This window comes from Flavobacterium sp., assembly GCF_044371705.1.
In the GTDB taxonomy this organism is placed as follows: Bacteria; Bacteroidota; Bacteroidia; order Flavobacteriales; family Flavobacteriaceae; genus Flavobacterium.
The window spans coordinates 1-6,370 of record NZ_JBILTE010000147.1; the positions used below are offsets into that span (position 1 = coordinate 1).

Sequence of the window (6,370 nt, forward strand, 5' to 3'; positions counted from 1 at the left end):
GTAGGTATGCGAAACCCTTGGAAATTCTCATTCGATTCGCAAACAGGTGATTTATGGATTGCCGATGTGGGTCAGAATGCCATAGAAGAAATTAATAAAGCTCCATCGACAGCGGCTGGTTTGAATTATGGATGGCGTTGTTACGAAGGAAATTCCCCATTCAATACAGCAGGATGCAGTATCATTACCAATTATACCTTCCCGGTAACGGATTATACACATGCAGCGTCTGGTGGTTGTTCCATCACCGGCGGTTATGTTTATCGCGGGGCAACCTATCCGAATCTGCAGGGGAAATATGTTTTTTCGGATTATTGTAGTAGTAAAATCGGCTACATTTCTAACACGGGCGGTGCGATTACGTGGTCTAATGCTTTTACCGGAAATATTTCTACATTTGGTCGCGATCAGAATGGCGAATTATATGTGGCCGGACTCAGTAATGGTGTCATTTCAAAAATCATAGACACAACTTTAGGTGTAAATGATATGGAAGAAATTGGGGTTTCCATCTATCCAAACCCTGCAAAGGATTATTTTACAATCGAAAACAAACAAAATCGCGAACTGAGTATAAAAATATATGACGCTTCGGGAAAAATGGTTTTAAATCAAGAAGGACAATCATTTGAAATACTAACAATAAATACTTCCCGTTTTAATGAAGGACTCCATTTATTAGTTGCCGAAGATGGAAATGGCTATTCGTTTAAATCGAAACTGGTTATTCAATAATTTAAATTAAAAAGGGATTTCAAATTTGAAATCCCTTTTTCTTAAGGTGCCGGATTTGGAATCATTTCTTGAATTTTCTCAATTTCCATCAAAACTTCGGGAGATAAAATCGTATCAAACGCATTTATGTTTTCTTTCAATTGTTCTAGGCTTGTGGCACCAATAATTGTTGACATAACCAAACTTTGTTGATTCACAAAAGCTAAAGCCATTTGTGAAAGTTTCATTCCATTCGATTCAGCCAAATCTTTATACAATCGGGTTGCTTTAAAACAGTTTTCATTGCTGTAGCGAATAAAATTTGGAAAAGTTTTTAATCGCGACTTTTCAGGAAAACCGGATAAATATTTCCCGGTCAAAAAGCCAAAACCTAAGGGTGAATAGGCCATTAAACCTACATTTTCTCTTATACACATTTCAGACAAACCCACTTCAAACAACCTGTTTAATAGCGAATAAGGATTTTGAATACTTACGATTCGCGGTAAATTATGGCGTTCGCTTTCTTGCAAAAAACGCATCACACCAAACGGATTTTCATTAGAAACACCAATGTGTTTTATTTTTCCTTCTTTGATTAAACCCTCAAAAGTGGTCAAAACATCACAAACAGAATCGGTCCACTTTTCATCAATTTGTTGCACTCCTCTTTTTCCAAACATATTCATCACCCGTTCCGGCCAATGCATTTGATACAAATCGATGGTATCCGTTTGAAGGTTTTTTAAACTCAATTCAACTGCTTCGGTGATACTTTTCTTTGAAAAATCAAGTGGATTGCGTATATACTCCATCCCACGATTAGGTCCTGCAATTTTAGTTGCTAAAACAATCGCATCGCGTTTGCCTGATTTTTTAATCCATGATCCAATATGGCGTTCAGTACTGCCAAAAATTTGAGCATTTCCGCCAATCGGATACATTTCGGCAGTATCAATAAAATTAATTCCTCTTTCGATGGCATAATCCAATTGTGAATGGGCTTCTGCTTCGGTATTTTGATTGCCGAAAGTCATCGTGCCTAGACAGATTGTACTGATTTTTAGGGAAGTATTTGGTAGTGTAGTGTATTTCATTTTGAGGTACTGAGGTACTAATGTACTGAGGTACTAAGCAACAGAAGGATAAACCTTAGAACCTCAGTGCCTCAGAACCTTAGAACCTATCTACAAATCATTTAACATTTTAGAAATTTCATCCAATTTTGGAGTCAAGATAATTTCAATTCTTCTGTTTTTAGCTTTTCCTTCAGCTGTTTCATTGGAAGCAATTGGAGCAAATTCTCCTCTTCCGGCTGCTGTTAGATTTTCTTTATTTACGCCTTTATTTTCGGCCAAAATATTTACAATCGCTGTAGCTCTTTTGGTAGACAAATCCCAGTTGCTTTCAATGCCGCCACCGATAGAACCTAAAATTTTATCATTGTCGGTATGACCTTCAATTAAAACAGAAATTTCGGGATTTTGTGCCAATACTTTGCCTACTTCCACAATGGCTTTTTTACCTTCGGTTCCAACTGACCAACTGCCGGTTTGAAACAACAATTTGTTTTCCATCGATACATATACTTTTCCGTTTTTTTGATAAACAGATAATCCTTTGCCTTCAAAACTGTTCAAAGCCTTTGACAAAGTTTCTTTTAATTGTTGCATGCTGGCTTCTTTCGCTGCAATCATGCTTTCTAAATCATTCACACGTTGTGAACGGTCTTTTAAATCTGCTTGCATTTTGTTTAATCGTGCTTGTTCCGCTGCTAATGCATTTTCTTTTGCATTCAATTGAGCCAATAATTCTCTGTTTTTCTTCATATTCGATTCCAGAGCATCATTCGAATTTTTTTCCAATGCTGCATAGGAATCTTGAAGCGTTTTTAATTTTAATTTGACAGAAGCTAATTCATTTTGCAATTGATCACGCTCCGATTTAATTCGGGCTAACTCATCCTGATTGGTTTTTAAATCATTCTCCAACTGGGTTTTTGCCTGCGTCAATTGCTGATTTTCATCCGTTAATTGATTGTGCTCTTTTTTCAAATCGGCATACTTACCTTCTAGTTCATTGTAAATCTTTTTTGACACACACGAAGAGGCAAATAGTAGGGTTAATGAGAGTAACGAAATTCTTTTGAACATGTTTAAGTATTTGAGGGTTTATTATTTTGTTATTGTTATTATTACTCAATTTCCACCAAAATCGGGCAATGATCGGAATGTTTGGCTTCCGGCAAAATCAACGCTCGTTTCAACCGATCTCGCATGGGCTCGCTCACCAAATGATAATCGATCCGCCATCCTTTATTGTTATTTCTTGCATTGGCTCGGTAACTCCACCAACTGTAATTGTGTGGTTCTTTGTTAAAATGACGGAAACTGTCTATGAATCCGTTCTTCATAAATCGGTCCAACCACGCACGTTCCACTGGTAAAAATCCGGAAACAGTAGCATTTCTAATTGGGTCATGAATATCAATCGCTTCGTGACAAATGTTATAATCACCACAAATAATCAAATTCGGAAGCTCAATTTTTATGCGGTTGACATACTCTTGAAAATCGTCCATGTATTTGAACTTATGATCCAGTCGGTCAATATTGGTTCCCGATGGCAAATACAAGCTCATCACTGAAAAAGTATCAAAATCAGCTCTCAAATTTCTGCCTTCATAGTCCATGGAAGCAATTCCGGTGCCGTACACTATTTTTTTAGGCTCAATTTTCGAAAGAATGGCTACACCACTATATCCCTTTTTTTCAGCCGGAAAATAGTACTGATACGGATAGCCGGATTGTGTAATGTCTTGCGCAGGGATCTGATCCTCAGTTGCTTTAATTTCCTGTAAACAGATAATATCAGGATTGGCTTGCTGCAACCATTCAAGGAAACCTTTAGTTATTGCCGCTCGAATACCATTGACATTGTATGAAATAATACGCATGAATAAATGTTACTAAAGTTTTTCAAAAATAGGCAAAAACACTGAGTATCAAAACCGCTTTAATGAATTATAATAAATGTTTAACAAGTAGTTTGCAATTCAAGGTTTTTTAGAAAAACATTCAATAGAATTACTATATTTGTTTCTTGCTCTTAAAAATAAAAATCAATCAGAAAAATGGGGTTAGTAACCGCTAAAGAAGTAGCCAAAGCAATTCACGTCGATAAATATGGTTTCATCGGAACGTTTATTGGATGGCTATTGATGAAAGTGTTGAAAATTTCTACGCTGAACAACATTTACAATCGCAACAAACATTTATCGGAACTTCCTTTTTTAAATGCTATTTTAGATGAATTTCAAATAAAATTTGAAATCCCTGAAGAGGATTTAAAACGACTACCAAAAGAAGGGCCTTACATCACTGTTTCCAATCATCCCTTGGGCGGAATTGACGGTATTTTGTTATTAAAACTGATGCTGGAACGGGAACCTGATTTTAAAATAATTGCCAATTTTTTACTTCACCGCATCGAGCCAATGAAGCCATACATCATGCCGGTGAATCCGTTTGAAACACATAAAGATGCCAAGTCAAGTGTGTTGGGAATCAAAGAAACACTTCGCCATTTAAGCGATGGAAAACCCTTGGGAATGTTTCCTGCCGGTGAAGTTTCCACTTATAAAGACGGTGTTTTAGTAGTAGATAAGCCATGGGAAATAGGAGCGATAAAAGTCATTCGAAAAGCACAAGTGCCTGTTGTTCCTATTTATTTTCACGCTAAGAATAGCCGATTGTTTTACTTTTTGTCGAAAATAAGCGACACATTCCGAACGGCTAAACTACCTTCAGAATTACTTACCCAAAAAAACAGAATTATTAAAGTCCGCATAGGTAAACCTATTTCGGTTGCGGAACAAAATGAATACGAAAACATCGAATCCTATAGCGAGTTTTTGCGTAAAAAAACCTATATGTTGGCCAATGCTTTTTATAAAGGAAATAAATTATTGCTAAATACACCCTCATTTAAAATACCGAAAAGTCCGAAAGAAATTGCCAAGCCCGCCAATCACGACAAGATTCTGGAAGAAATGGACATGTTGAAAGAAGGGGATTACCGCTTGTTACAAAGTAAAAACTACCATGTTTATTTGGTAACGGCTGATAAGATTCCGAATATTCTGCATGAAATTGGTCGTTTGCGTGAAATTACATTCAGGCACGTAGGGGAAGGAACCAATGAATCGCTCGATTTAGACCAATACGACAAATATTACCACCACATGTTTTTGTGGGATGATGATACACAATTAATTGCCGGAGCCTATCGGATGGGATTAGGCTCACACATCTACACCAAATACGGTATCGATGGATTTTATTTGCATGAATTATTCCGTTTCGAACCGGAGTTATATGACATGATGCACAGTTCCATCGAAATGGGTCGTGCCTTTATTACCAAAGAGTACCAGCAAAAACCAATGCCTTTGTTTTTACTTTGGAAAGGAATTGTACATACTACTTTGCGTTATCCCGAACATAAATATTTAATTGGTGGCGTAAGTATTAGCAATCAGTTTTCTGATTTTTCAAAATCGCTGATGATTGAATTCATGAAATCGCATTACTATGACCCCTATGTGGCCCAATACATTCACCCGAAAAAAGAATACAAAGTCAAACTGAAAGATGCCGACAAAGATTTCGTGTTTAATGAAACGGAAGCCGATTTAAATAAGTTTGATAAAATTATTGATGAAGTAGAACCGGGAAATTTACGTTTGCCTGTTTTGATTAAAAAATACATTAAACAAAATGCACGAGTTGTGGCATTCAATGTCGACCCGCTGTTTAACAATGCGGTGGACGGTTTGATGTATATTCGCATTGCCGATTTACCTGAAAGTACCGTAAAACCTGTGATGGAAGAGTTTCAAGCGGAGTTGGAACGCAAGGATAAAGGATAGTTTATTTTTTGTCGTGCTGAACTTGTTTCAGCACGACAGTTAAACGTTCATTGCAAGCAAACTTACAAGTTTTAAAACCAACCTCTTTTGTTAACCTGATACGTTTGATAGAATTCTTCGTCAGATTTAGTTAAGTAAATAATTCCTTCGATTAAACCGATAAGTCCCGGAATCCACAGAATAAAGACACCTATAAAAATACATGTTGTTGCTAAACCTAAAATGGTCATTCCTAAAAGGATAATTCCTTCAGTCGTGTAGCCAAGGAAAAATTTGTGTACACCTAATGAACCTAATAATATTGCTAAAATCCCTGCTGCAATCTTTTTATTATCTTGTGGTGAACTCTGCGGCAGAGGAGAATTCCAATCTTCTTTTGGTTGTGATGTTTCCATTAATAGTTATAGTTTTGATTAATAATTGGTTATAAAAATAAAGAAATTATTGAAATGCTCGGTCATTTGGTTCCCAAAGTTCGATTTAAATTTAAAATATAATTACTATTGAAATAAAATCATCAGGTAAATGAACCTGCGAAAATTACGGAGTTTACTTATATATAGCTCTGATTTTATCTACTATCACTTGAGCTAATTTTTGGTGACTTTCATACGTCCAACCCGCGATATGTGGTGATAAAAGTACATTTTCTGCTTGCAATAAATAACTCAATGCTTCGGGTCGTTCGCCTTCAAATAAGGTTTCAAATGATAATTTTTCATATTC

General features: G+C 36.3%; 6 protein-coding genes and 1 pseudogene. 2 read left to right on the forward strand and 5 right to left on the reverse strand.

Going from position 1 to position 6,370, the window contains the following annotated elements; genetic code table 11:
- Window positions 1-735: T9SS type A sorting domain-containing protein (locus ACIQ2S_RS10055; RefSeq protein ID WP_396175559.1), on the forward strand; the 735-nt coding region annotated here is incomplete at its 5' end.
- 41 nt (window positions 736-776) lie between these two features.
- Here the strand turns inward: ACIQ2S_RS10055 and ACIQ2S_RS10060 are convergent.
- The 3 genes from ACIQ2S_RS10060 to ACIQ2S_RS10070 form a co-directional block, all read right to left on the reverse strand.
- On the reverse strand, window positions 777-1,811 hold the full coding sequence (locus ACIQ2S_RS10060) for an aldo/keto reductase (protein ID WP_396175561.1): 1,035 nt from the start codon (window positions 1,809-1,811) through the stop codon (window positions 777-779).
- A 90-nt stretch (window positions 1,812-1,901) separates the two neighbouring features.
- The gene (locus ACIQ2S_RS10065; protein ID WP_396175563.1) at window positions 1,902-2,867 is read right to left on the reverse strand and encodes an OmpA family protein; all 966 of its coding nucleotides are present in this window, start codon (window positions 2,865-2,867) and stop codon (window positions 1,902-1,904) included.
- A gap of 41 nt (window positions 2,868-2,908) precedes the next feature.
- Complete coding sequence (locus tag ACIQ2S_RS10070) at window positions 2,909-3,670, reverse strand: exodeoxyribonuclease III (RefSeq protein ID WP_396175565.1); 762 nt, start codon at window positions 3,668-3,670, stop codon at window positions 2,909-2,911.
- Window positions 3,671-3,847: 177 nt separating this feature from the next.
- Here ACIQ2S_RS10070 and ACIQ2S_RS10075 point away from each other — a divergent pair, with 177 nt between their 5' ends.
- Window positions 3,848-5,644, forward strand: a complete 1,797-nt coding sequence (locus tag ACIQ2S_RS10075; protein ID WP_396175567.1) for a GNAT family N-acyltransferase — start codon at window positions 3,848-3,850, stop codon at window positions 5,642-5,644.
- Window positions 5,645-5,715: 71 nt separating this feature from the next.
- Here the strand turns inward: ACIQ2S_RS10075 and ACIQ2S_RS10080 are convergent, their stop codons facing one another.
- Window positions 5,716-6,039 (reverse strand): TM2 domain-containing protein, encoded by a 324-nt coding sequence (locus ACIQ2S_RS10080; RefSeq protein ID WP_396175569.1) that lies wholly within the window; start codon window positions 6,037-6,039, stop codon window positions 5,716-5,718.
- Between the two features lie 154 nt (window positions 6,040-6,193).
- A pseudogene (locus ACIQ2S_RS10085) lies at window positions 6,194-6,370 on the reverse strand (hydroxyacid dehydrogenase); the annotation flags it as partial.

Coding starts and splice junctions, on each gene's coding strand:
- ACIQ2S_RS10075 (WP_396175567.1), top strand. CDS start 3,848: ATGGGGTTAGTAACCGCTAAAGAAGTAGCCAAAGCAATTCACGTCGAT.
- ACIQ2S_RS10065 (WP_396175563.1), bottom strand. CDS start 2,867: ATGTTCAAAAGAATTTCGTTACTCTCATTAACCCTACTATTTGCCTCT.
- ACIQ2S_RS10070 (WP_396175565.1), bottom strand. CDS start 3,670: ATGCGTATTATTTCATACAATGTCAATGGTATTCGAGCGGCAATAACT.
- ACIQ2S_RS10080 (WP_396175569.1), bottom strand. CDS start 6,039: ATGGAAACATCACAACCAAAAGAAGATTGGAATTCTCCTCTGCCGCAG.
- ACIQ2S_RS10060 (WP_396175561.1), bottom strand. CDS start 1,811: ATGAAATACACTACACTACCAAATACTTCCCTAAAAATCAGTACAATC.